General features: G+C 53.2%; 24 protein-coding genes. 16 read left to right on the forward strand and 8 right to left on the reverse strand.

The genetic code is table 11. The features are described from left to right. The first annotated feature begins 11 nt into the window (after positions 1-11). The 3 genes from EYC87_RS10055 (at position 12) to EYC87_RS10065 (ending at position 3,632) form a co-directional block, all read left to right on the forward strand. Positions 12-1,352, forward strand: coding sequence for a tetratricopeptide repeat protein (locus EYC87_RS10055; protein ID WP_279252742.1), 1,341 nt, complete (start codon positions 12-14; stop codon positions 1,350-1,352). 238 nt (positions 1,353-1,590) lie between these two features. Further along, on the forward strand, positions 1,591-2,247 hold the full coding sequence (locus EYC87_RS10060; protein ID WP_279252743.1) for a response regulator: 657 nt from the start codon (positions 1,591-1,593) through the stop codon (positions 2,245-2,247). Beyond that, positions 2,244-3,632 carry an ATP-binding protein gene (locus EYC87_RS10065; RefSeq protein ID WP_279252744.1) on the forward strand — a complete coding sequence of 463 codons (1,389 nt, stop codon included), beginning with the start codon at positions 2,244-2,246 and terminating at the stop codon, positions 3,630-3,632. The genes EYC87_RS10060 and EYC87_RS10065 overlap by 4 nt, the downstream gene beginning before the upstream one ends. Here EYC87_RS10065 and glk read toward each other — a convergent pair. The 6 genes from glk to EYC87_RS10095 all read right to left on the reverse strand — a co-directional run bounded on the left by glk (position 3,610) and on the right by EYC87_RS10095 (position 8,685). Next, positions 3,610-4,578: a glucokinase gene (glk, locus tag EYC87_RS10070; RefSeq protein ID WP_279252745.1), complete on the reverse strand. Its 969-nt coding sequence runs from the start codon at positions 4,576-4,578 to the stop codon at positions 3,610-3,612. The genes EYC87_RS10065 and glk overlap by 23 nt on opposite strands. Then, positions 4,578-6,038, reverse strand: coding sequence for a pyruvate kinase (gene pyk / locus EYC87_RS10075; protein ID WP_279252746.1), 1,461 nt, complete (start codon positions 6,036-6,038; stop codon positions 4,578-4,580). Before pyk ends, glk begins: the two co-directional genes overlap by 1 nt. Positions 6,039-6,136: 98 nt before the next feature. Continuing rightward, entirely contained in the window at positions 6,137-6,574 is a 438-nt protein-coding gene (locus tag EYC87_RS10080) for an MmcQ/YjbR family DNA-binding protein (RefSeq protein ID WP_279252747.1), read from the reverse strand. Continuing rightward, positions 6,574-7,527 (reverse strand): glycerophosphodiester phosphodiesterase, encoded by a 954-nt coding sequence (gene glpQ, locus EYC87_RS10085; RefSeq protein WP_279252748.1) that lies wholly within the window; start codon positions 7,525-7,527, stop codon positions 6,574-6,576. The genes EYC87_RS10080 and glpQ overlap by 1 nt, the downstream gene beginning before the upstream one ends. 73 nt (positions 7,528-7,600) lie before the next feature. Further along, on the reverse strand, positions 7,601-8,404 hold the full coding sequence (locus EYC87_RS10090; RefSeq protein ID WP_279252749.1) for a substrate-binding periplasmic protein: 804 nt from the start codon (positions 8,402-8,404) through the stop codon (positions 7,601-7,603). 17 nt (positions 8,405-8,421) lie between these two features. Beyond that, a complete protein-coding gene (locus EYC87_RS10095) occupies positions 8,422-8,685 on the reverse strand; it encodes a DUF3012 domain-containing protein (protein ID WP_279252750.1) in 264 nt (87 codons plus the stop codon). Positions 8,686-8,911: 226 nt separating this feature from the next. On the opposite strand from EYC87_RS10095, the gene EYC87_RS10100 reads away from it, so the two are divergent. The 12 genes from EYC87_RS10100 to EYC87_RS10155 all read left to right on the forward strand — a co-directional run bounded on the left by EYC87_RS10100 (position 8,912) and on the right by EYC87_RS10155 (position 20,365). Then, entirely contained in the window at positions 8,912-9,259 is a 348-nt protein-coding gene (locus EYC87_RS10100) for a hypothetical protein (RefSeq protein WP_279252751.1), read from the forward strand. 25 nt (positions 9,260-9,284) lie between these two features. Further along, entirely contained in the window at positions 9,285-9,671 is a 387-nt protein-coding gene (locus tag EYC87_RS10105; protein WP_279252752.1) for a nuclear transport factor 2 family protein, read from the forward strand. Positions 9,672-9,715: 44 nt separating this feature from the next. Beyond that, positions 9,716-10,591, forward strand: coding sequence for a YbaY family lipoprotein (locus EYC87_RS10110; RefSeq protein ID WP_279252753.1), 876 nt, complete (start codon positions 9,716-9,718; stop codon positions 10,589-10,591). Between the two features lie 21 nt (positions 10,592-10,612). Further along, positions 10,613-11,806: a sodium/glutamate symporter gene (gene gltS / locus EYC87_RS10115; protein ID WP_279252754.1), complete on the forward strand. Its 1,194-nt coding sequence runs from the start codon at positions 10,613-10,615 to the stop codon at positions 11,804-11,806. Positions 11,807-11,874: 68 nt separating this feature from the next. After that, positions 11,875-12,171: a hypothetical protein gene (locus EYC87_RS10120; protein WP_279252755.1), complete on the forward strand. Its 297-nt coding sequence runs from the start codon at positions 11,875-11,877 to the stop codon at positions 12,169-12,171. 35 nt (positions 12,172-12,206) lie between these two features. Next, a complete protein-coding gene (locus tag EYC87_RS10125; RefSeq protein WP_279252756.1) occupies positions 12,207-14,384 on the forward strand; it encodes a TonB-dependent receptor in 2,178 nt (725 codons plus the stop codon). Positions 14,385-14,451: 67 nt separating this feature from the next. Then, positions 14,452-16,296, forward strand: coding sequence for a DEAD/DEAH box helicase (locus EYC87_RS10130; protein ID WP_279252757.1), 1,845 nt, complete (start codon positions 14,452-14,454; stop codon positions 16,294-16,296). Positions 16,297-16,339: 43 nt separating this feature from the next. Continuing rightward, positions 16,340-16,903, forward strand: a complete 564-nt coding sequence (locus tag EYC87_RS10135) for a UbiX family flavin prenyltransferase (RefSeq protein WP_279252758.1) — start codon at positions 16,340-16,342, stop codon at positions 16,901-16,903. Between the two features lie 35 nt (positions 16,904-16,938). Further along, positions 16,939-18,126, forward strand: a complete 1,188-nt coding sequence (locus EYC87_RS10140) for an MFS transporter (protein ID WP_279252759.1) — start codon at positions 16,939-16,941, stop codon at positions 18,124-18,126. 2 nt (positions 18,127-18,128) lie between these two features. Further along, positions 18,129-18,893, forward strand: a complete 765-nt coding sequence (locus EYC87_RS10145; RefSeq protein WP_279252760.1) for an SDR family oxidoreductase — start codon at positions 18,129-18,131, stop codon at positions 18,891-18,893. 60 nt (positions 18,894-18,953) lie between these two features. After that, positions 18,954-19,385 carry an HIT family protein gene (locus tag EYC87_RS10150; RefSeq protein WP_279252761.1) on the forward strand — a complete coding sequence of 144 codons (432 nt, stop codon included), beginning with the start codon at positions 18,954-18,956 and terminating at the stop codon, positions 19,383-19,385. An 8-nt stretch (positions 19,386-19,393) separates the two neighbouring features. Next, positions 19,394-20,365 (forward strand): 2-hydroxyacid dehydrogenase, encoded by a 972-nt coding sequence (locus EYC87_RS10155; RefSeq protein WP_279252762.1) that lies wholly within the window; start codon positions 19,394-19,396, stop codon positions 20,363-20,365. Here the strand turns inward: EYC87_RS10155 and EYC87_RS10160 are convergent. Continuing rightward, the gene (locus EYC87_RS10160) at positions 20,362-20,943 is read right to left on the reverse strand and encodes a DUF4136 domain-containing protein (RefSeq protein WP_279252763.1); all 582 of its coding nucleotides are present in this window, start codon (positions 20,941-20,943) and stop codon (positions 20,362-20,364) included. The genes EYC87_RS10155 and EYC87_RS10160 overlap by 4 nt on opposite strands. Before the next feature lie 302 nt (positions 20,944-21,245). Between EYC87_RS10160 and EYC87_RS10165 the strand changes: the two genes are divergently transcribed. Beyond that, positions 21,246-22,238: a LysR family transcriptional regulator gene (locus EYC87_RS10165; protein ID WP_279252764.1), complete on the forward strand. Its 993-nt coding sequence runs from the start codon at positions 21,246-21,248 to the stop codon at positions 22,236-22,238. On the opposite strand, the gene EYC87_RS10170 is transcribed toward EYC87_RS10165, so the two are convergent. Continuing rightward, on the reverse strand, positions 22,235-22,423 hold the full coding sequence (locus EYC87_RS10170) for a hypothetical protein (RefSeq protein WP_279252765.1): 189 nt from the start codon (positions 22,421-22,423) through the stop codon (positions 22,235-22,237). The two genes, EYC87_RS10165 and EYC87_RS10170, sit on opposite strands and share 4 nt — an antisense overlap. Positions 22,424-22,443 lie beyond the last annotated feature (20 nt).

The following is a 22,443-nucleotide window of genomic DNA, read 5'->3' on the forward strand; positions in this document are numbered from 1 at the left end:
GCTTAGCTGTTATGAAATTGTTAAATTACAAGATCTGGACCCGCGCAGCACTGTTCTCATTGCCGTTACTGCTATCTCAGGTAGCGGTAACCCAATTACAGTCAGACGCTGGGCTTACTCCGCTCTCTGCCGCCGTGGCGGCCGAAGACAAGCCCAAGGATACGCGGGAAACCCGGCGCACGCCGGCGTTACGTAACAAGGTTTACGAGAAGTTGGCAGAGGCCCAGGTCGCTGCAGAAGCGAAGGATCTTGCGGGCGCCCAGAAGGTGCTGGACGGAATGATCGCTGCGGGCGGTAAAAAAGCATTGAATAGCTATGAGCTGGCCAATGTTTATAACCTTTATGCGTTTATTTACTATTCCAGGGAAGATTATAGGAATGCCCTGAAGGCCTACGAAAATGTGGTCTCGCAGCCAGATATACCGTTGGCAATGGAGATCAATACTCGTTACACCATTGCCCAGTTGTATTTCGTGCAAGAAGACTGGAAGCGGGGTGTGGACGCTCTGCTCAAGTGGTTCGACATGACTGAAACGCCCAACGCTTCGGCCTATGTTTTGCTGTCGCAGGGCTACTATCAGATGAAGGACTACAACAAGTCCCTGTTCAATGTGGAGAAGGCAATCTCCATGTACGATGAAAAAGGCAAGATACCCAAGGAACAGTGGTACAACCTCGCACGTTTCCTGCATTTTGAGAAAGGCAATATCAACAAGACGGTCGATATTTTGGAAATTCTGCTGACCCATTACCCGAAGAAGCAATATTGGGTGCAGGTCTCTCACATGTACGGAGAGCAGAAGAAAGAATCTGAGCAGTTGTCTGCGATGGAAACAGCCTATGTGCAGGGCATGCTGGATAAGGGCACAGAGCAAGTCACTATGGCCTACCTGTATTTAAACGCTGATGTTCCCTACAAAGCCGCAAAGGTAATGGATAAGGGCCTCAAAGATAGCTCGATTGACGACAAATCTAAAAACTGGGAAATTGCAGGCAGTGCCTGGCGTCAGGCGCAGGAAGTTGAGAAGTCCATTCCGGCGATGGAAAAGGCGGCTGCCAAGTCCGATACCGGAGAGCTGTATGCTCGCCTGGGTAATATCTATCTCGACGGAGACGACAACAAAAAGGCTATCACGGCCATTAACAAAGGCTTGTCCCGTGGTGGCGTCAAGCGCCCGGATAATGCTCGCCTGATATTGGGAATGGCTTACTTCAACGTCAAGCAGTATGACAAGGCGAGAAATGCCTTTAAAGCCGCCTCGCGTGATGAGCGTTCCGCAAAATATGCGTCGCAGTGGATCAAGTATATGGATTCAGAGTTGGAGCGACAGCGCAGTCTGGCTGAGGGCTAAGACGCGACCTGTTAGTGGGTCGAAGAATAAAAAAGGAGCCTGATGGCTCCTTTTTTTATGCCTCAATGTAAAGTTTCTTACAGTCCTTGCTGCCCCACAAAGAGCACAGCTGTCTTGTTTAAGTGTTTATGACTTGCCTAGCGAATGACTCGAAGAGCTTTACTCGCTTCAGGCCGGTTTCATCTTGTTTATGCAAGGTATACCCTTTGACCTTGTCTGAGTGGGTATGGAATCAGCGTTGCGTATATTACTGGTGGAGGATGATGTCCAACTAGGGGAGTCTCTGGAGGCGGCATTGCGTCTTGAGCACTATGCAGTTGACTGGCTGCGCAGCGGCGAGCCGGTTCGAGCTACAATTGGCGCTACACCCTACGACTTGATGATTCTGGACCTTGGTTTGCCCGAAGTCCCCGGTATTCAGGTGTTGCGGCAAACTCGTGCCGATAAGCATGATATTCCTGTGCTACTACTGACCGCTCGCAACACGCTGGACGATAAGGTTGATGGCCTGGATTCCGGGGCGGACGACTATCTCACCAAACCGTTTGAAATTGACGAGTTGTTTGCCCGGGTTCGCACGCTGCTCAGGCGTCGCGGCGAGGGCCGTAGCCAGCAACTGGAAGCCCGTGGAATTACTATTGACCCGGTCGATCGGCTGGTGATTTTTGAGGGAGAGATGCTTGATCTGACTGCCCGGGAGTATGCGATTTTAGAAATCCTGATTCGCAATGCTGGGCGCTTTGTATCTCGGGCACGGTTGGAAGAAGGGATTTACAGTTGGGGAGAAGAGGTCGGTTCTAACACGGTAGAGGTTTATATTTCGCGCCTGCGAAAACGCTTTGGAAGCAACTGTATTGAAACTATGCGCGGCGTTGGTTACCGCATTTCCCAATGACTGCCTCGCTGCAACAAAGACTCACTATCATTCTGCTGGCGTTGACCCTGTTTGCCTGGATCGGCTCCGCCGGTGTGACCTATTTTTACGCCAACAGAGTGTTGCTGGAACAGGTCGATCGGCAGCTTGGACAGTATGCCGACCTGGTGAATTACATCACTCGCGTTTTTGAACGGCAGCTTGCCCAGGGGCAGCCACTTTACGAGGCTTGGAGTGGTCATGATTATGACCTGGCTCACCTGGACCCTATTCTTATAGAGGGGATTGTTACTGAAGGTCTTGCCCCTGCTATTAACATCTGGGAGAAACAGAGCAGGATTGCGGTGTTGGCCGGGTCCCCCCTGTTTGAGAGGCCAGACACTGAAGGTCTGGTCGATCGAGAACTGAAAGATGGCCAGGGTCACTGGCGGTTGTTGAGTAAGCGGGATGAAAATTCCGGGCTGTGGATTCAGGTGGGTATTGAAATGGGAGCGGCCAGAAGAGATATGCTGGGCACTCTGGGCAGCGCTTTTATGCCCTTGTTAATAGTGCTGCCGCTGACGGTTGCCTTACTCTATCTGGGCGTTGCTCGCGGCCTGCTACCCTTACGCAATCTGGCTGGGCAAATCGCGCGGCGTAAAACCGGACTGCTCGATCCGGTGGATACGCAAAAGGTGCCGAGGGAGCTCAATAGCGTAGTGTTGTCGCTGAACGAATTATTGTCGCGTCTGGCCCAGGCCATGGACGCAGAGCAGCGTTTCACCGCTAACGCAGCTCATGAGCTGTTGACTCCGCTGGCCGCGATCAAGACCGAGGTGCAGCTGTGTCAGCGGCAGTTGAAAACAGAACCGGCAGCTGGAATGCTTGCTCGGATAACCCAGCGTGTCGATCGAGCGACGCACACAGTCGAGCAGCTACTCACCCTGGCAAGGTTGGATCCGGGTGCTCCTGTTGTCGTGGCTCCGGTTGAGTTGCGAGGGCTGCTCATTGAGACACTTGCTGATACAGCTCACCTTGCAGCTGAGCGTGGCCTGGTGGTAGATCTAGAGGAGGGTGATGCCATTCCTATTCAGGCAAACGCTGAAGCGCTCGCGATTATGTTTCGCAATTTACTGGTGAATGCTTTTCGCTACAGCAGCGGAGACCCTGTGGTGTCGATTCGACTAAAGCTGGCAGGGGAGGTGTCGCTGGAAATTTGTAATGACTGCGAGCCACTATCCCCTGCAGAGCATCAACAATTGGCTGAACGTTTTTATCGGATTCCGGGAAGTGCCGGCCTTGGGGCGGGTCTCGGATTATCCATTGCTACCCGAATTTCCGAATTACACGGAGCGAGTATTGTGACTAGCCCCGGTGAGCAGGGGCGCGGTTTTTGTGTGCGAGTTAGCTTTCCCCAGTCGCGTTGAGGGGAGCATGAGCGGCGCCGATCAGACCCGGGTGTTCTGTGACTATTAGGCGAACCGGCATGCGTGCCAGATGCTCTTGCATCAAGCCTTTTCCCTGCAGTCTTGCGATAAAGCTGCTCTGTTTTAAGAAATCTTGCATGCGCGGAACGATTCCGCCAGCAATAAAAAGACCGCCATAGGCCCCGTTAGAGAGAACGAAGTCGCCACAGGCTGAGCCCAGTAGGGCACAGAACGTTTCCAGAGCCTGAACACAGTGAACATCACTACCATCCAGCCCCCTGCGAGAGACTTCCGCAGGGCTTAGCGACTGTGGTGTTGCTCCGCGTAGTTGGGCGATGGCTGTGTACAGCCTGACCAGCCCGGAACCGGAAACGAGAAGTTCGGTATAGATGTCTCCGTGTTCGGGTAGGAAATGGCTGAAAATAGCCGCTTCCAGTTCGGTGCCGGGTGACAGACCTGCATGCCCGGGTTCGGCGTCGATGGCGATGGGGGTGCCGCCCACCCACTGTAAGGTCGCTCCGCCAAAGCCGGTGCCAGGACCAGCGGTTGCCAACTTGCTGTGATCTGATTTTGTGCCCGGATGCAGTTGCTCGACATCTTCATGCCCCAGGTAGGGCAATGAGTGGGCATTGGCCTGGAAATCATTGAGCCAGCGCAGTTGGTGGAGCCCAAACTGTTTTGCCAGTGCCGAACGAGAAAATGACCAGCCGATGTTGACCATTACCACTTCATCGCCCGAAGGTGGAGCCGCAGCGGCGATGCAGCCCCGATGGGGCCAATCTTCATTCAGGTCTTTACGCCAGGTTTTTAAAATGTCTTCTAGTGAACCGTGATCTCGGTTAACAAAAGTGGCGACAGATCGAAAGTCCCCGGAGAGTTCATCGTAAAGCGCAATACGTGTATTGGTGCCGCCCACATCGGCAGTTAGGCGAGTGACTGCAGCCATTAGAGCACCGGGAGGATTTTGATGATATTGGTTGAGCCCGACCGACCCATGATCGTGCCCTTGGTCAGCAGGATTGAATCATCGCGTTGCAGATAGCCACCATCTTTCAAAAACTCGATAGCTCTGGCATCAACCTCTTCCTTTTTGAACGCAGACGCATCGAAAAACAGGGGGATGACACCACGGCACAAACACAGGTTTTGCAGTGTTGCGGCGTCACTGCTAAGGCCAAAAATAGGCAAGCCGGAACTGAGTCGCGACATCAGCAGCGGCGTGTTGCCGCTCTCCGTCAAACAAGCGATGCCGCGCACGCTGTCATAGTGATTGGCAGCGTATATTGCCGACATGGCAATGGTTTCCTGAGGCGTGGAGAACTGTCTGTCGAGTCGATAACGCGAGGTTCTAGTCACCGCCTGGCGTTCCGCACCAAGGGCAGCATCTGCCATTGCTTTGACCACCTCTACTGGATAGTTGCCCACTGCGGTTTCGGCTGAAAGCATGACGGCATCTGTGCCATCCAGTACGGCGTTAGCAACATCGAAAACCTCTGCCCTGGTGGGCATTGAATTGTCGATCATTGATTCCATCATCTGCGTCGCGGTGATCACCACACGGTCCATTTGTCTGGCACGGGAGATGAGTTCTTTTTGGATGCCGATTAACTGAGCATCGCCGACCTCAACACCCAGGTCACCTCTGGCGACCATGACACCCAGCGAGGCGCGGATGATGCCGTTGAGAATATTTTCATCGGCAACCACTTCGGCGCGCTCGATCTTGGCGATGATGCCAGGGTTCAAGTCATGTTTTTGCAGGAGGTCGCGAGTCTGTAAAATATCCTCTTCGCTGGAGACAAATGATACCGCAACAAAATCCGGTCTAACCTCAACAAGGCTGTCGATGTCAGCGATGTCTTTTGTGGTTAACGCGGGTGCAGCCAGCCCCCCGCCAAGGCGATTAATACCTTTGCGTGAGCCGAGCTTTCCTCCTATGACCACCGTGCAATCGACCACCGAAGCAGTAGCGTCGTCTACCTTGAGCCTGATCCTGCCGTCGTCGAGTAGCAGTATGTCGCCAGGCTCTACGCTGCTGCACAAGTCTTTGTAGTCCAGGCCGACGCCTCGATTGTCGCCCTGTCCCTCGCCCAGGTTCAGGTCAAGGCGAAAACTGTCGCCGATTGCCAAATCTACCGAGTCATTGCGAAAGGTGCTGATTCGAATCTTGGGCCCCTGGAGGTCCGCTAGAATCCCCACGTACTGGCCGGCAATGACGGATTGTTTGCGGATCCGGGCAGCCACCTTGGCATGTTGTGCACTCGTGCCATGGCTGAAGTTAAGACGAAATACGTTCACGCCAGCCGAAATGAGCTTCGCGATCATGTCGTCAGATTCGCTACCGGGGCCAATAGTGGCAACAATTTTTGTTCGTCTGTTTACCTTGGGGGTCACGCTAGTTTCCATGGCTGCATAAAAGGGTAAATCCTGCTGGGGGCGGCAGGCTTATATGGATCAACGGGGTACTCCAAAGAACTGATAATGCCTCGTTGCGCGAGTGAGTACTAGTCACAAGGGGTAGAGAGTGCGGTTTGATGGAAAATGGCGCAATTAACCGGGCTTTTACCATAAATGGCATCCTGGCCGTGCCTGATTTCTAGGCCCTCGCGGATACTGCGTTTGAGGCCCTTTGCGACCAAAGCGTAGGAATTCTCAATCATACGCTCGACCTCCCCACGGGGAATACTGCCATCCAGTATTATCGTATTCCAGTGGCGCTTGTTCATATGATAACCGGGTAATACGGCCGCAAAAATGTCCCTCAGGATGTGGGCTTCGTCGGGGTCGCACTTCAGATTCATGCGCGCGCTGGCTTCGCCTTGAAGCAATGTAGCGAATATCTTTTTTTGCAGTTTGAATACCGCGACTTTTGGGCCAAAGGGGAAGTCTTCCAGCGCCTCGGGGCGTTTGAGAAGATGGTTTCTCGCCTCCAAAAAATTCATCACCTGGCCTGCAGGTAACGCCTGGTGATATCCGGAAAATCAGTAAACAAACCATCAACTCCGGCTTTCTCGAAGAGTGCTTGATGCAGCTCTGCGGCATTTTCTGCGCCTTCAGGCAGTTCGTCGATGCGCAATGTATAGGGATGAACTTGCAGTCCGTGTTCATGGGCCAGTGCGGTTAGTGGCGTAGGCTCAAGGCCTGAATCCCGGTGGGTCAATACCTGCGGAATCCATGGGCCTATTCCCTGCGCATAATTGGCGATTCGGGCAAGTCCCGCGGCCGTTTGCATTGCTTCATAGTCTATTTCACCCTCCTCGCCCCAGTCGTTTTCGCCAATCAGTTGAATCAGTGGGAGGGGCGTCACCTCGCGGAGTGCAATTAGCGTCTGGTCGTTAAAGCATTGCAGAAAAACCTGATCGACTTTAGTTGCATAGCCGGTCTCTGCCAGTGCGCCAAGCACCGCGGTGGCTATGTCATAGCCTTGTTGTTGATGCCATAGCGGTGACTTCAGCTCAACGTATAGTCCGGCTTTTTTCTCTCGACTGAGATTCAGTCCGTGGATCAGGCTGATCTCCTCTTTTAAAGTAGGTAAGCGGAAGCTGCCCTGATCAAGAGGAAATCGACGGGGGTAGAAGGCCTGTTCTTCGCCGCTATCATTAGTAAAACTGCGCTCATGTAAACTTAGTGCCTTGATCTCTTGCAGATTGAAATCCAGGGCATAGTAGCGGCCGTCTTCCCGGGCTCTGCCAGGGAATAGTCGTGCAACATTTGTGGTGCTATCGAGGTGAATGTCGTGCAGAACAATAGGTACACCATCGCTGGTGAGTACCACGTCCTGTTCAAGAAAATCAGCTCCCATGGCGTGCGCCATGGCTTTGCTTTCGAGGGAGTGCTCGGGCAGATAGCCGCTGGCGCCACGATGGGCAATGACAATCGGGCCACTCTTGCTCATTGCTGCACGCTACAACGAGCCGTTGTTTTGGACGCTGGCGTGCAGTCGTGCAAGAGTGGGTCCATGGTGAGCCCTAGGGCAGGGCAGCAACCCAGTCACCGTTTTCAAACCACTTCTTGCGCAGTTGGCTCAGGACACCGGTTTTACCAAAGGCGTCCATGAAGTTGTCAATCAAGTTCTGCAATTGACGGTCGTCAGCTTTAATCGCTATACCCACGGGCTCCATTGTCAGTGGCTTTTTGAGGGTAACCAGACCTGATTCAGGGTTGCGCAGCACGGCTAGTTTGCATACCGCCATGTCTGCCAGCACCGCATCGACCTTGCCGGCAATCAGCAAGGCGACTGCTTCATCACTGGTTGCCGTTGTGATGAGTTCGGCCTCTGGGGTGTTTTCCTGAGCGAACGTGGCGCTGGTGGAATTTGCAATGGCGGCGATTTTCAGGTCGGCGCGGTTGATAGCGCCAGTGCTTTCGACCTGGGCCAGTACTGAACTGCGGGTGAGAATGGACTTACCAGTCATCATGTAAGGCCCGGCAAAGTAGGCCTTTTCCGACCGCTCCGGAGTGATTGACATGTTGGACATGACCAGGTCAATTTCACCTTTTTCCAATGCGGTCAGCAAGTCACCAAAAGGCAACACCTTGATGTCCAGTTGCACACGCATGGCGCGGGCAAGTCCCCTGGCCAGGTCCACGTCAAGACCCATAACACCGCCCTGGCGGTTTAAGGTGGTCATCGGTGGTTGGTCTGCAGACATTCCCACTTTGAGTGTTTTGAAGTCGATAATGCGTTGCAGGGCTTCACCTGCCTGGGCGCCACCAATGAGCGTGAAGGCTATCGTTGCCCCCAGCAGGAGCTGTTTTATAGTCTTTATCATGGGGTTGGGTTTCCTGGTTACATTACACAATTTTTGGCGTAGGTGGAGGCTTCATCGCCAGTCCATTCACCTTTGGGTTTACCTGATAGGTCTTCGCACCAGCCTTCTGAGCCTACTTCCAAACCATCGATAAGACAGTTCTTGGTGTAGGTGGCAGCGTCGGCGCCGGTCCACTCGGATTTGGGTTGTTCTTTTTTGGTTTCACACCATTTCTCTGTGCCGGGTTCGGCTGAACAGGCGGTGAGGATAAGCAGACTGGAAATGAGAATAAGACGTTTCATGGGAGACTCCTTGTTTGATGAGTGACAGACAAACAAGTATTGCACTCTCCCGGCTATCTCGCCAGTCTGCTGACACTTGCTGTTACAGAATAAGCGTTGAGCATGGCACTCGCAGAGACCGTAGGACCTGGTCATTGGCGAAAAGTCACGAACACCCGCTCAAATAGTTCGGGCCTATATCACTAGGCTGCTGGTATTTTTCGGATGAGCGGCTAATAATATTGCCATGAGCCTGCAGACTGACCATAAAGATTCCCGCACCCCGTCGCCTCCCTATGGCTACTCCAGGGTTTGCGGACATAGCCGCGAAGAGCAAATTCATATCGTGGCGGAGTTTCATGCGCATAAAATCCGTCCCAGCCGCATTGCTTATCGGGTCGGCATTGATATCGCCTTCATTGAGGAGTTGATTGCGGGAGAGATCGAAGAGGAGCGCTTCCCGCGATTGGTAAAACGGTATCGCCGCCAGCGTTTCCAGCAGCGGCTGCGAGACAGTACCTCCAGTAAGGGCGTCAGGCGTTACGAGCAGGAACAGAAAATCGAGCGAGAATTTCGTCAGGAGACGGATCTCTAGGTCAGCCACAAATGAGGGCTAAATAGTGAACAATTCCATGGAGCAATGGCATGAGTTTGTCGCCAGCCAGAATCCTGCAGCGCTTGCGAGTATCGTTGATGAGCAGTGTGTCTTTTTTTCCCCGGTGGTGCATTCACCCCAACGGGGTCGTGATCTCACCATAATGTATCTGACAGGTGCAATGCGTGTGCTCCAGGATGGGTTCCGGTATCAGAAAGAGATTGTGGATTCAGAGCATGCTGTTCTGGAGTTTGTGTGTGATATCGACGGGCTAACGGTCAATGGCGTAGACATTATTACTTTTAACGATGCAGGTAAGATTATCGAGTTTAAAGTAATGGTGCGGCCTTTGAAGGCAATTAATCTTGTGCATGAAAAAATGGGCCAGATGCTTGAACAACTCAGCGCATAAGGCGCAAATAACTCAACCCAGATGTTGTGGTCAGGAAATTGATAATGATGAGTAAGCATGGAATTGCCGGTTTTTGGTTATCAGTGGCATTAATGCTGGGGCTGACAGCCTGTGGTGGTGAGCAGGAGTCTGTCGAAACTGTTGATCTTGAAGAGGAAGTCACCGTGGCCAAAATAGAAGGAGAGGTGTTTTATCGGGAGCGGATGATGTTACCGCCGGGCGCTGAAGTGGAAGTACAACTGCAGGACGTCTCGCGCGCAGATGCCTTGGCCGCGGTGATGGAGACTGCCATGTTTAAAGCCGAAGGAGGCCCGCCTTACGCCTTTATTATTCATTACGATCCTGCAGATATTGATGAACGTAGCCAGTATTCCCTGCGCGCCACGATCACCCATGGTGATCAGTTAATGTTTATCAATACAGAATTCATTGACCCTTTCAATGGTGAGACGATCAGCATTATGCTGCAGCGGGTTCCCGAGCCTGTGTCAAAAGCTCCCGTAGCTCCCGTGGAGACTTCTTCGGCTGGCGACGAGGTCGTTGTTGCAGAGGTAAATGTGGCCTCAGAGAGCTCGACTAGCGCGCTGTGGCTGCTCGATACCCTGGGCGGCCAGACAGCGTCCCTGGGCGCCGGTGGTAAAGCCATTGAGCTGTCGCTGAATGCACAAGACCAAACTGTCAGTGGTTTCTCCGGGTGCAACCGCTATCAAGGTAGTTATTTCAGTGACGGCAATTCTAACCACGGTACACCGCTTAAGTTTGGACCTATGGCTAGCACGAAGCGGGCCTGTGCTGGTGATGACGAGATCGAGCGAACCTACTTGAAAGCACTGGGCGATGTTGACTCATACCGCATACAGGGATCCAGCCTTGCCCTGTTGCAGGGTAAAGAGGTTGTCGCCACCTTCAGGCTGCGTTGATAGACATCACTGGACCCTCCTATGGAACTGGACCCTCGTCAGACCCTCATTATCGCCATCCTGGTGTTGTACCTCGGGCGCTTCATCAACAATCGCGCCAAGTTGCTGAGGGAATACAATATTCCTGAGCCGGTGACCGGGGGGTTACTGGCTTCAGTTCTATTCGGCGTGCTCTATTGGATAGGCGATATCGAAGTTAATTTTGATATGGCTAACCGCAACATGTTGCTGGTGGTGTTTTTTACAACCATCGGTCTTTCGTCTCGCATCGACGTATTGAAAGAAGGCGGTAAATCTTTGCTGATACTGCTGGCATTGGCAGTGGGTTACCTCTTTATTCAGAATCTGGCAGGGATTGGTATTGCCGCTGCTGCTGGCGCTCAGCCGGCACTGGGCTTGCTCACTGGCTCGGTCAGCTTGAGTGGTGGCCATGGCACTGCGATAGCCTGGGCGCCCACCTTCGGCAGTGAATATGGCATTTCTTTCGCTATGGAAATAGGTTTAGCTTGCGCAACATTCGGCCTGATCTTTGGCGGTGTCATAGGGGGCCCTATCGCCCGATTCCTGATTTGGCGGCATAAACTGGAGCCAGAGCAAAGCGGCGACCTCACGGTGGGCTTTCGCTATAAAGAGCATGAGATCATTGATGTAGACGGCATTTTAAAGGTGCTGCTGGTCATTTCGATAGCGATTGGCATTGGCATTCATCTCAATGAGTTGCTTGATTATTGGGGCTTGAATTTACCGGATTTTGTCACCTGCCTGTTTGCCGGTATTATTTTGACCAACAGTTTGCCGCGCTTCATCCCCAAGTACCAATGGCCCACGGGTACGCGCTCGCTGGCATTGGTGTCCGACGTCAGTCTGGGTTTGTTCCTGGCAATGTCCTTGATGAGCCTGCAGCTTTGGGCTTTGGCAGACCTTGCGGGGTCTATGTTGATGTTATTGGCTGTTCAGGTATTACTGATTACATCCTACAGTGTATTTGTCGTGTTCAAGGCCCTGGGCGCTGATTACGATGCCGCCGTTATTTGCTCAGGTTATGCCGGCCTTGCGCTTGGAGCGACGCCAACTGCCATTGCCAATATGACCGCGGTGACCAAGTCATTGGGGCCGGCGCCCAGGGCATTTGTAGTCGTGCCTCTTGTGGGTGCTTTTTTTATCGATCTCTCTAATGCGGTGATTATCAACCTTTTGCTGTCCTGGTTCGGTTGACGTTTTTGCTAGTGCATATTTCCCACATTTGTATATAATTTTGTCCGTTGACCTCAGGCCCGAGCCACATGCATTTGATTAGCCACACAAGCAATCAGCCCCTGGCGCGAGTTTTCGCGCTCGTGGCGCTGTTGTGCGCCGGCGCATTGCAAATGCAGGAAGCAGGGCACGACCACTCCTTTTCAATGGATGGCAGCTATTCTCAGTGCCTGGTCTGTAAAACTACCGAGTCGATGACACCATCGCAGCTGTCCATCACACCGACTCCGGTGCCCGGCGCTGCTATCTATATCCAATATCAGCAGGCAGTTATATCGGTTGCCGGCGCATTTCTGCAGGCCCGGGGGCCGCCCATTTACTCCTGACAAAAGCGAATATTCGATTTTAACAGGAGTAGAAAATGAAACGTTTCATCCCTCTTGCCGCAGCTGTTGCCGTGGCAAACGTGGCCGCTGAGCCGCAATCCATGGAGCACGTGCTGGTATCCGTGCCCCTCCACAAAAAATCTGCTGAAACGGCTATGCCTGTGACGGTGCTGTCCGGTGACGAGCTCACCCGTGCGGTGTCTGGCACCATTGGAGACACGCTGGCTAATAGCCCTGGCCTTGCAAACGCTTCATTCGGGCCCGCGGTCGGCCAGCCGGTGATTCGGGGCCAGCAAGGCCCCAGAGTGACCGTACTGCAAAATGGCACCCGTAGCGCCGACGCTTCAAATATCAGTGCTGACCACGCGGTGTCTGTCGAACCGGTCCTCGCTGATAGTATCGAAATCGTGCGCGGACCGGCCACCCTGCTCTATGGTGGCGGGGCCATCGGCGGTGTTGTCAACGTGATCGACAATCGTATCCCAACGGTGCTGCCCGAGAAGGCCAATGGCGACGTTGAGTATCGCCACGATACGGCTTCAAGTATGGATAATGTTGTAGCCAAGGGTCAGGCGGCCGTCGGAAATTTTGCTTTCCACGGCAGTGTGCTCTACCGCGACTGGGAAGACCTTGAGATTCCGGGAAAGGCCGTTCGCGAAGACGATCATGAAGACCACGATGATCATGATGACGACCACGACGAGGATCATGAAGGTGAGGAGGAGCATGCCGAGGGAGGTGACGGTGTCATTGATAATACTTCAGGTCGCACCAAGAGCCTGACGCTTGGCAGTAGTTATCACTTTGAGGACGGATTTTTTGGCTTCGCGGTCAGCCGTCTGGAAAATGATTACGGTATTCCATCAGGCTCGCATGGGGAGCACGGCGAAGAACACGGCGAGGATCATGGCGACGACCACCACGACGATCATGATGAAGATCACGATGAGGATCACGACGAAGATCACGATGAAGATCACGATGAAGATCACGAGGGCGAGGAGGAACACGGCGACATTACTTTGGAAGTCGAGCAAACTCGTTACGATACGGCCCTGCACTGGCATGAACCCATTGCCGCCCTCGATGTTATGCGTGGCTTTCTGACCTACACCGACTATGAACACTCAGAAATTGAGGGCAGTGGGGAAGTCGGTACTGTGTACAGCAATGAAACCTGGGAGGGACGGCTGGAACTCGTTCATCAGCCGATAGGTAATTTCCATGGAGTGCTGGGTTTGCAGGCGATTGACAGTGAGTTCTCCGCCATGGGTGAAGAAGCATTTATTCCGCTCACCGAGAAGGAAGGCTTTGGCCTGTTTCTTTTGGAGGACTATCATGCCGCTGATTGGACCTTCGAATTCGGCCTGCGTTATGACCGCGATGAGCTAGCACCTGATACTAGCGCTGCGAGCGATAGCAGCTTCGATGCGCTTAGCTTCTCCGGATCTGCCTTGTGGGATGTGAGTGCCCAGTGGCAATTGGGCCTGGCTCTGTCCAGAGCAGAGCGAGCACCAGCGACTGAGGAGCTTTATTCTAACGTAGAGAATGATGATCCGGAGGATTGGGTGGTGCACGCTGCGACAGGTGCTATCGAATTGGGTAACACCGACCTCGACGTAGAAGTGTCTAATAACGTGGACTTTTCAGTGGACTGGCTGGGTGACGATTACTTCGCTTCGATCACTTTTTTCTACAATGACTTCGAGGACTATATCGGCCTGCTGGCGGCTGACCAGGAAGTTGACGAGGTGCCAGTTTACTTTTACGCACAGCAGGATGCTGAATTCTATGGTGTGGAATTTGAAACTGAGTTCGGTCTGACTAGTTTTGCTGGCGGTGATCTCCGCTTCGGGCTATTTGGTGACAGCATTCGCGGTGAACTGGACGACGGCGCAGATATACCGCGCATGCCGCCCATGCGCATTGGTGGCCGCATAAGCTGGCAGGCTAATCAGTGGCGAGTCTGGGGTGGCGTGCTCGATGCTGCCGATCAGGATCGCCCTGGTGAAAATGAAGAGGAAACTGCAGGCTACACCCGTTGGGACGCTGGTATTGAATATCGCTTGGAGGCTTCGCAGGGAGATTTGCTGGCTTTCGTAAAATTCAATAACATCACCGACGAAGAAATTCGCCTCAGCACCTCCTTCCTGAGAGACGTTGCGCCCGAAGCTGGGCAGGGTGTGGAGGTTGGCATCCGCTATAGCTTCTAGCCGGCAACCCTGTATAATCGCCGCCCCTCCCTCTGGGGGTGGCGATTCCGCCGCCCAAGGAAATAACATGTCTACGCAACCGGCGGTAAGCAGCTTCGCGGAACTGGCGCTTTCTGAGCCCCTGCAAAAAGCACTGGCCGATGTTGGCTATGAAACGCCCTCTGCTATTCAGGCGGCGACGATTCCCGCATTGATTGAAGGCCGTGATGTGCTGGGCCAGGCGCAAACAGGCACCGGTAAAACAGCAGCTTTCGCTCTGCCAATCCTCGCTCAGTTGCAGGCAAGCAGTAAAAAACCCCAGGTGCTAGTACTCGCACCGACTCGTGAGTTGGCCATTCAGGTGGCGGAGGCTTTCCAGAAATACGCGCGTTACCTCAAGGACTTTCACGTAGTGCCAATCTACGGAGGCGCCGACTACCGCGGTCAATTGCGCCAATTACAGCGTGGAGTTCAGGTTGTGGTAGGCACACCGGGTCGTGTTATGGATCATATGCGCCGAGGTTCGCTGGACCTTTCCGCGCTGCGCACGCTGGTGCTGGACGAAGCGGACGAAATGCTGCGTATGGGCTTCATCGATGACGTGGAGTGGATTCTCGAGCAGACGCCCGATGACCGCCAGATAGCGTTGTTCTCGGCCACCATGCCAACTGCAATCGCCCGCATCGCGAAGCAGCATTTGAACAACCCGGTGCACGTCGCCATTGAAGTGCAGACCATGACCAATAAGTCTATTCGTCAACGCGTCTGGATGATGGCCGGGGTGCACAAGTTGGACGCACTGACTCGCATACTCGAAGTCGAAGACTTTGACGGGGTGATCGTTTTTGTTCGCACTCGAATTGCCACCGCTGAAATTGCTGAGAAGCTGGCTGCCCGCGGCTATTCTGCCGCTGCTCTCAATGGCGATATACCTCAGAAGCAGCGCGAGGCGACTATCGATAACCTGAAGCGCGGCACAATAGACATACTGGTCGCCACTGACGTGGCTGCTCGAGGCCTGGACGTTGAGCGCATTAGCCACGTAATCAATTACGATATTCCCTACGATGTAGAAGCCTATGTCCATCGTATTGGGCGCACGGGTAGGGCAGGTCGGGAAGGCGACGCTATCCTGTTTGCGGCTAATCGTGAGCGTCGCCTATTGCGTGCAATTGAGAAAGCGACGGGCACTATTGAAAAAATGGAATTACCCAGCGTTGAGCAGGTAACGGACAAACGTATTGGCAAGTTTAAGCAGCGCATCACTGAAACGCTGGATACAGTGGAACTGGACCTGTTCCGTAAGTTGGTCGAGGACTATCAGGGTGAGTATGGCGTGCCGGTCATGGATATCGCGGCAGCGCTGGGCGCCATGGCACAGGGGAGCAAGCTGCTTGTCGCTAAGCCTGGTAAGGAAAGGTCCGGCCAGGAAAGGTCCGGCAAGGAAAAACCACGTAAGGAGACTTCTAAAAAGGATAAGTCTGCGAAAGAGAGGCCATCGAGAACAGATAGAGCCGAAGACTCGAAGAAGAAATTTGATAGCGACAAAAAGAAAACCCGCTCGTCGGCTGATTCTTCACCCGGAGGCGTGCGACCAGAATCGACCCCCGATAAGGGACTGGAGCGCTATCGTATTGAAGTGGGTCACGAGCATGACGTAAAACCCGCAAATATTGTTGGTGCGATCGCCAATGAGGCAGAAATCGATGCCGAGTATATTGGCAGAATCGAGATCTACAACGATCACAGTACGGTCGATTTGCCGGAAGGCATGCCCAAGGAAATTTTCACCCACCTGAAGTCTGTCTGGGTCAGTGGCCAGCGCCTGAAGATTTCTCGCGCCGATAAATCAGCGGGCAAAAAAAAGCCGCACCGCAAAGGTCCAGCCAAGAGCAAGAGCAAGAAAAGCGGCCCTCCAAAGCGCGATCATTGATTTTTTGCTAGAGTTGCCCCAGTGAAAAGTAGGGCTTTATGATATGACCAAGCGAATAATTGTCGGCATCAGCGGCGCCTCTGGCATCGTTTACGGCGTGCGCGCACTGGAAATGCTGGCTCAGAGTGGAGTGGAAACTCATCTGGTGATGAGTAAGTCGGCAGAGCTGACCCTGCATTACGAACTGGATATGTCGACCGACGATGTCAAAGCTCTGGCATCGGAGGTACATGCGATCAAGAATGTCGGCGCTTCAATCGCCAGTGGTTCTTTCATCACCGCTGGTATGCTTGTCGCCCCCTGCTCAATTCGCACCATGTCAGAAATTGCCACCGGGGTGACCTCTACATTGTTGACGCGCGCAGCTGATGTAGTGCTCAAAGAACGTCGGCGCCTGGTGCTAATGGTCAGGGAAACGCCATTGCATACCGGACATCTGCGCACTATGACTCAGCTTTCGGAGATAGGCGCGATCATCGCGCCCCCCGTGCCCGCTTTTTATGCTCGCCCTGAGTCTCTTGATGACATGGTTTCCCAAGGGGTGGCGAGGGTGCTGGACTTGTTCGATGTTCCAGTCAGTCAGGTTGTTCGCTGGCAGGGTGAGTAAGTGAGAAGAGGCCGCCCACTTCGGAGCGGTTCCTAATGCCCATTCTGTTCGGCGTTGTGCTGATCGACCTGATAGGCTTTGGTATCGTTATTCCTATCCTGCCTTTCCTGTCGCCTCAACTGGGCGCCGACAAAGTCGATATCGCCCTAATCATTGTGACCTACGCTGCGTGTGCGGGTATTTTTGGTCCCTTCTGGGGCAAACTTTCCGATCGCCGTGGTCGCAAGCCGGTGATCATGATTTGCCTGGCTGGCGCTTCGTTGTCCTATGTCATGTTGGGTCTGGCTACTGAACTGTGGATGATATTTGTCGCCAGGGCGTTTGCTGGTGTGATGGCGGGCAATTTTGGCGTGGCCTCTGCAATGATGGCGGACGTGACCAGTCCAGAGAACCGGGCCAGGGGAATGGGCCTAATCGGCGCTGCATTTGGCCTTGGGATGGTATTGGGCCCCTTGATTGGAGGCCTTCTGGCGGGAGACAGCGGTAGCTTTACTCTACCTTGTATTTTTGCGGGCTTAATGTCCGTGCTGGCGATTATTGCCGCAGCGCTAACCCTTCCTGAATCTCTCAGCCCTGAGAAACAGGTTGCCAATCGCGCGCATCAGAAGAGTCTCGACCGGGAATCGACACTGCAGGTGTTGAAGAAGTCTGGTAACCGCCTGTTTGTATTTCAGTATGTTGTTCACAATGCGGGCGTGAGTTCCGCTACCTACCTGTTTCCGCTTTGGGTAGCCGACATTCTGGGTTGGACCGCAAGAGAAGTCGGTATGGTATTTGGCGTGCAGGGTGTCATCATGGTGGTGATGCAGGGCGGCGCACTGGGTGCGCTGGTAAAACTGCTGGGTGAGTGGCGCGTCTTGCTGTTTGCCATTTGTTTTTTCTTGTCCGGGATGCTGTTGGCTGTGTTTGCGTGGAGCATGCCCACAATGCTTGCGTCGATGTTTATTGGAATGACTGGCGCGACCTTATGCACGCCCCTGCTGAACACCTTGGTGACTCACCGTACGCCCGCAAGTTATCGGGGACGCATTATGGGAACGACCGCTGCAGCTTCTTCCTGGGGTCGCGTATTTGGTCCGGCGTTCACCGGCTTTAATTTGGCATGGTTTGGCTATTCTGCGGCATGGGCAGTGTGTGCTCTGATCGCGGCTTGTTATCTTTTGTGGGCTTTTTATGAACGTGCTCTGGAAAAACGTCATCCATCAATTCTGAGGAGAACTTAATAGTGGCGACGAATTTATTTGATTTAAGCGGGAAAATCGCGCTGGTTAGTGGTGCAAGCCGGGGTATCGGAGAGTCCATCGCCAAATTACTCGCCCAGCAGGGTGCTCATGTCATTGTGTCCAGTCGTAAAATCGACGATTGCGGTCGAGTTGCCAGTGAGATCGTTGCCGCTGGAGGCAGCGCCGAAGCGCAGGCCTGCCATGTGGGCAATATGGAAGATATAACGGCAACCTTTGAACACATTCGTGCAACTCATCCACGCCTGGATATTTGCATCAACAATGCAGCCGCTAATCCTTACTTCGGACATATCCTGGACACGGATCTGGGGGCTTTCAATAAAACAGTAGAGGTTAATATTCGCGGTTACTTCTTCATGTCTATCGAGGCCGGCAAACTGATGCGCGAAAACGGTAGCGGCGTCATCGTCAACACCGCATCGGTGAACGCTTTGCAGCCGGGTCCAATGCAGGGAATTTACTCCATTACCAAAGCTGCTGTAGTCAGCATGACCAAGGCATTTGCCAAGGAATGTGCACCTCTTGGCATTCGTTGCAATGCGCTTTTACCGGGGCTGACCAAAACCAAATTTGCCGGTGCGCTTTTTGCCACAGGTGAATTTTATGACGAGGCAATAAAAGCCATACCTTTGGGCCGTCACGCGGAGCCGGACGAGATGGCGGGTACGGTTTTGTATCTTGTGTCTGATGCTTCGAGTTATACCACTGGCGAATGTATTGTGGTTGATGGCGGAATGACTATTTAGTGTTTGCCAAAACTCACTCACACTGACTAGAGTAATGCTTATGGCACAAGGAATATTGCTATGAGTATGCTCACTATCCATCCGCAGTTATTAGAAGACTGTCATTACCTGGGTCAACTCCTCTCTACTGATGTGTTGTTGCATCGTAATGCCAGTCTGCCCTGGTTCATTTTGGTACCCGATACTGAGTGTGCTGACTTCCTTGATCTACCGCCCGAGCACCGACAAGCGGTATTGGCTGACTGTGCAGCTATCTCTGGCTTCATCAAAAAATTTCTGGGTTTTGATAAAGTTAATTTTGCGGGCCTGGGCAATGTGGTGCCGCAAATGCATTTACACATTATCGGTAGGGTGCCTGTGGATCCCTGCTGGCCACAGCCGGTGTGGGGAAACCTGGTAGACAGCGAGCCCTATTTGGCAAAGAGATTAGAAGAGTGGCAGCAAGCGTTGGTTCGTATGTTGCAACTGAAGCCTTCGCGATTGGAATTTTAGCATTGTCAGTGACTAAGAAAGTATTCGTTACTCATCAATTACCTGGCGCTCGTATTCACGACCTTGCGCGTTATTGTGAGCTTAATATGTGGATGGGCCCAGGGCTACTTGGCGTGGAAAACCTGCGCCAAGAATTGCGCGGCTGTCACGGATTAATCTGTTTATTGACCGACAGAGTCGATGCGACATTGCTGGCCGCCGTGCCCGATCTGGAATTTGTCTCCAGTATGTCTGTGGGGGTAGACCATGTTGATCTGTCTGCACTATCTGCTCGCAATATTCCTCTGGGAAATACGCCAGGAGTGCTGGTGGACACCACCGCTGACACAGCCTTTGCACTGATGCTCGCAGCGGCTCGCCGGGTGGTTGAAGCGGACAACTTTGTTCGTCAGGGCAACTGGACGCAGAAAAATGCCTGGGCGCCAGATTTTTTTACGGGCAAGGATGTCAGCGGTGCAACTATCGGAATCATTGGCCTGGGGCAAATCGGCCAGGCTGTGGCACGCCGCGCCGCGGGGTTTGGAATGGAGATCCTGGCCTGGAATCGAACTTCGCGCCAGGTGCCTGGTGTGGAGTCGGTTTCTCTGGAAGAGTTGTTGCAGCGCAGTGACTTTGTCAGCTTACATGTAGCGCTCTCAGACGAGACTCGGTATCTGATGAACGCCGAGCGTATTGCGCTGATGAAGTCCGACGCGATACTAATCAACACCGCTCGCGGAGGCATTGTTGATGAGGAGGCTCTTGCCGTGGCGCTGGCTGATGGACATTTGGCTGCAGCGGGTATTGATGTCTTTGAAAATGAACCTGTGTCGCCTGACAATGCACTGCTGTCGCTTAAGAACGTCGTGGTAGCACCCCACATCGGCAGCGCAACTACGCTCACGCGGGGAAAAATGGCTGATATTGCCGTGGAGAATGCAATTGCCGCCCTGGAGGGGCGGCCGATGATCCATTGTGTCAACCCGGATGTTTACCGCTAGCTGGCGTTAGGAAGTGGCCTGAATGCCTGCTTGATTGCCCGGTTGATATTGCGCTCCACCGCAGCGGTATCGACGTTGTTCACGTCCTCGATTATCTTGGTGATGATCACCCGCCACACTTCTTGCTGGGTCGTGACATCATTAAATTGAACGGCAACGTTGTTAGTCGTTTGAACGCCAGAAAGCGCGTGAGCATTGTCTACCATTGCCTGGTTGATCTGACGGTTGGGTCGAGCCGAGGGTATCGGATCGATTCCACCATTGGCATCTTGACTACTAACGCCTTCGCGAAGGCCGACAGCCTGCAGGTAGTCTACGCTGAATTGGGCTCGCTCCGGATCTAAAATAAAGCCGCGTTGATTGAGTGCTGAATTTACTTCGCGTCTCACGATGGGGTCCATGACGTAGAGAAGATCGTCTGATTGATTTGCGTTGGTCAAGGGTTCACTGCGCCACTTGAAGAACGTGTAATTTCCAGCTTTAAATTCAGCAGTATCGGTTGGATTGGTTTCTATGCTGCTGCAGGCGCCAAGCGCCAGAGTCAGCAACAGGGTTGCCAGGGTGGTGAAACTACGCATGTGCGCCTCGGGGGTTCGAAAAATGTTCGCTGGTCATGGTAACAGCCTGCGAGATTTGCAGCTACTAGTTGGCGGTGATGCGTTTGGGCAATCAGCTTGGCAAGCGATGCGTTGTTATTCGTTTTCGGCGGGCGCCGTGGTGCACACAGGTGCGATTGATTAATGGCCAAGTCCTGCGCCGGGGCGAACGCAGGCTTCAGACTAGCTAGTTCGAGTTTGTGTATGTTTTTTCTGTCCCACGACAGTTGCTGTTTGCTAGCATTGCTGCATAACAATGAGTTATTTCTCTGGAGAAAACAAAAATGATCTCGCGAAAACTGATTCGCACAGACCTCAATCTGCTGGTGGCCTTACAGATTTTGCTGGAGGAACGCAATGTGACTCGCGCTGCCGAAAGGTTGTCTGTGAGTCAGCCGGCGCTCAGCAAAACCCTGCACAAACTGCGCGATTCTTTTGAAGATGAGCTATTTACTCGAACAGCACACGGATTAGTTCCCACGCCCCGGGCTGAGGAACTGGGTGCCCAATTGCCTACGCTGCTGGAGTCGGTAGAACGTGTGTTGGGCGAATCGGACTTTGATCCCCTCACCTACCTGGGGAGCTTTAAACTGCTACTACCGCCTATACTCTGTGAAGCACTCCTACCTGGATTGGTAGCCGAGTTGGATAAAACTGCACCTGGCGTTCAGGTCATTACTGCGGAAATCACCCCGGATTACCAAGAGTTGTTAAAGAAAGGGGAGATTGACTTTGCAGCCTTTGTCGCCATGGATACAGAGCGCGATATTCACGCGGAGCCCATTGCCACCCTTGCTCCCCGCTGCTACATGCGCATCGGACATCCCCTGGGAGTTAAAAAAGAAATTGAGCTCCAGGAATTTCTGGCTCACAACCACCTGCGTCTTTACCTGCCTGGCTTGACTCGTGAGAATACTTCCATGGTAGATGATGTTCTGGGTCAGTACGGCGCGCATCGCAAAATCGCTTTAGAAACAACGCAGTTCGCGTCGGCTGTGGGTGTATTAGCGCGCACAGACAGTTTGTTGGTCGCCAATGCCGGATTCGAGGCCAGTGGTTTGTATAGCGAATTGATTACCGGCCGGGAGTTGCCTGCAGAGTTGCAGCGCATGATTCGAAATACGCTGAGTAGTAACCGAGGCAAAATGTCCTTACTGCGCCATACCCGCACTTCACGCAGCGCACCACATCAATGGATGCGAACACTATTGATGAAGCACCTGAGTGGGCCCGGTGAATCGGCTGAGCCAATTCGCCAGCCCAAGGCTATCAGCTAGTTGTCTTCCAGTGAGTCCAGGCGCTGTTCGGCGGCATCCTTCACCATTTCCTCAACGCCCTGGGCCTTGTCCAGTGACTGCTGGTAGCTTTCAGGGATAATAGTGTCCGACTCACCGTTGCCCGAGGCGTTGTACAACACCCATCCTATGGCGCCTAATGCCAGAAGCATGCCCAGTAGTCTCATTGCCTAGCCTCCTGCTAATT

It is taken from the genome of Candidatus Seongchinamella marina, from assembly GCF_026262685.1.
In the GTDB taxonomy this organism is placed as follows: Bacteria; Pseudomonadota; Gammaproteobacteria; order Pseudomonadales; family Halieaceae; genus Halioglobus; species Halioglobus marinus.

Excerpts from the sequence above, each read along its gene's own strand:
- EYC87_RS10165 (WP_279252764.1), top strand. The coding sequence starts at position 21,246 with ATGATCTCGCGAAAACTGATTCGCACAGACCTCAATCTGCTGGTGGCC.
- EYC87_RS10120 (WP_279252755.1), top strand. The coding sequence starts at position 11,875 with ATGCATTTGATTAGCCACACAAGCAATCAGCCCCTGGCGCGAGTTTTC.
- pyk (WP_279252746.1), bottom strand. The coding sequence starts at position 6,038 with ATGGAAACTAGCGTGACCCCCAAGGTAAACAGACGAACAAAAATTGTT.
- EYC87_RS10080 (WP_279252747.1), bottom strand. The coding sequence starts at position 6,574 with ATGAATTTTTTGGAGGCGAGAAACCATCTTCTCAAACGCCCCGAGGCG.
- EYC87_RS10110 (WP_279252753.1), top strand. The coding sequence starts at position 9,716 with ATGATGAGTAAGCATGGAATTGCCGGTTTTTGGTTATCAGTGGCATTA.
- glpQ (WP_279252748.1), bottom strand. The coding sequence starts at position 7,527 with ATGAGCAAGAGTGGCCCGATTGTCATTGCCCATCGTGGCGCCAGCGGC.
- glk (WP_279252745.1), bottom strand. The coding sequence starts at position 4,578 with ATGGCTGCAGTCACTCGCCTAACTGCCGATGTGGGCGGCACCAATACA.
- EYC87_RS10100 (WP_279252751.1), top strand. The coding sequence starts at position 8,912 with ATGAGCCTGCAGACTGACCATAAAGATTCCCGCACCCCGTCGCCTCCC.
- EYC87_RS10160 (WP_279252763.1), bottom strand. The coding sequence starts at position 20,943 with ATGCGTAGTTTCACCACCCTGGCAACCCTGTTGCTGACTCTGGCGCTT.
- EYC87_RS10065 (WP_279252744.1), top strand. The coding sequence starts at position 2,244 with ATGACTGCCTCGCTGCAACAAAGACTCACTATCATTCTGCTGGCGTTG.
- EYC87_RS10170 (WP_279252765.1), bottom strand. The coding sequence starts at position 22,423 with ATGAGACTACTGGGCATGCTTCTGGCATTAGGCGCCATAGGATGGGTG.
- EYC87_RS10130 (WP_279252757.1), top strand. The coding sequence starts at position 14,452 with ATGTCTACGCAACCGGCGGTAAGCAGCTTCGCGGAACTGGCGCTTTCT.
- EYC87_RS10055 (WP_279252742.1), top strand. The coding sequence starts at position 12 with ATGAAATTGTTAAATTACAAGATCTGGACCCGCGCAGCACTGTTCTCA.
- EYC87_RS10090 (WP_279252749.1), bottom strand. The coding sequence starts at position 8,404 with ATGATAAAGACTATAAAACAGCTCCTGCTGGGGGCAACGATAGCCTTC.
- EYC87_RS10140 (WP_279252759.1), top strand. The coding sequence starts at position 16,939 with ATGCCCATTCTGTTCGGCGTTGTGCTGATCGACCTGATAGGCTTTGGT.
- EYC87_RS10150 (WP_279252761.1), top strand. The coding sequence starts at position 18,954 with ATGAGTATGCTCACTATCCATCCGCAGTTATTAGAAGACTGTCATTAC.
- EYC87_RS10125 (WP_279252756.1), top strand. The coding sequence starts at position 12,207 with ATGAAACGTTTCATCCCTCTTGCCGCAGCTGTTGCCGTGGCAAACGTG.
- EYC87_RS10095 (WP_279252750.1), bottom strand. The coding sequence starts at position 8,685 with ATGAAACGTCTTATTCTCATTTCCAGTCTGCTTATCCTCACCGCCTGT.
- EYC87_RS10135 (WP_279252758.1), top strand. The coding sequence starts at position 16,340 with ATGACCAAGCGAATAATTGTCGGCATCAGCGGCGCCTCTGGCATCGTT.
- gltS (WP_279252754.1), top strand. The coding sequence starts at position 10,613 with ATGGAACTGGACCCTCGTCAGACCCTCATTATCGCCATCCTGGTGTTG.